This is a genomic window from Streptomyces sp. NRRL F-2664 (assembly GCF_000719345.1).
Classification (GTDB): Bacteria; Actinomycetota; Actinomycetes; order Streptomycetales; family Streptomycetaceae; genus Streptomyces.
This window is the reverse complement of record NZ_JOFX01000218.1, coordinates 1-1,249: the sequence shown is the minus strand read 5'-3', so window position 1 is coordinate 1,249 and position 1,249 is coordinate 1. Positions and strand designations below refer to the sequence as shown.

The 1,249-nt window shown below is 60.0% G+C and carries 1 protein-coding gene; it reads right to left on the bottom strand.

Annotation, left to right across the window (positions count from 1 at the left end; translation table 11 throughout):
* Positions 1 to 282 precede the first annotated feature (282 nt).
* A partial coding sequence (locus IF89_RS44025) for an RHS repeat-associated core domain-containing protein (RefSeq protein WP_158718144.1) occupies positions 283 to 1,249 on the bottom strand: 967 nt, incomplete at its 5' end.

Here is a 1,249-nt window from a genome sequence, read left to right as displayed (position 1 = left end):
GCACGAAAAGGAACCAACGAGGCCCCCGTGTTGTAAAGCTGCGGACGTCAGATATCCCGCTCAACAACCCGAGGGCCTCGCCCGTTACGCAGCCACCCCGGTCACCCGATCAGTGGCCACGTTGAAAGAGCTCACTGCGCCGCACGCGGGTTGAGGAGTCTTCGGCTCGCGGCCAGCACGCCCCGCCGTGGTCGGCGAAGGACACCAGCCGGTCCCGAACGCGCTGGCCTGCCGGGTCGGGGTCGCGTGCTGGAGCAGGACAGCCGGGACGCCTCGAGGCCGCTAAACCCCCAGAATTTTGGCAATTTGGTCCGCCTCCGCAAATACACTCGTAACCCGCGATGTCAGATAATCCACATAATAATGATCTACAAAGAACGAGCCCTTCTTCGCTGATTTGTATTCTTTAACGGTCTCCTTGAGTTTATCCCAGGCTTCAATGTACTGTTTCTCGATTTCGCTTTCGTCTGCCTTGTCCAGTGTTTCTCGGGCGACCGCAAGGGCGAAATCTTGGAAACCTGTCCCCATGTGACTGGAGAACCCCTCTTGCTTCAGCGATGCTTCGAACAGCTCATAGTCTCGCTTAGTTCTGCTGATCCCTTGGAGTTCGATTCCGAGGTTTGCGACGGCCGACCACTTGTTCGCGAGGTCAAAATGGCGGCTGGCTGCGGTTATATAGGCATTGTCTTCCTTGCGGAGAGGTTCTGGGCCCGCATGTCCGGTAATGCGCGTATAACTCGCCAGTGCTTCTTCGTAATTCTGGTAAGCCGCAGGAACCTTCGAGGTGAAAGCTGGCACCTCCGGCCAGTTGGACTTCTTAATGGCCATCGTGGCGCCATCCACTAACGCCACGAGACGGCCTCTGGCATTGTTAAGTCTCTTCCTGGCTGACGATTCGTAGTGCTCCTTGCGGGCGGATTCCAAGGCTTGCGTGCGCTGGCGCGACTCCTCCGCCCTTTTACCCTGGCCGCGGATCTTGATTTTGAAGGGGAGGTTCCCGCTCGGGTCGGTGTGTTCTATGGGGTTGGCTGCGAAGGCTTGGTATTTATTGAGGGGTGTGGGGTGGGGGTCGCGGGTGGTGAAGCGGCCGGTTTCGGGGTGGTAGAGGCGGGCGGGGGTGTAGTCGGTTCCGTTTTCGGTGTTGGTGTACTCGCCGCCGAAGCGGAAGGGGTTGGCGGCGGGGTCTGCGGCGCGGTGTGCGGCGGGTGCGGGTGTGCCGTCGGGGCGGGTTTCCCGGCCGTAGTCGGTG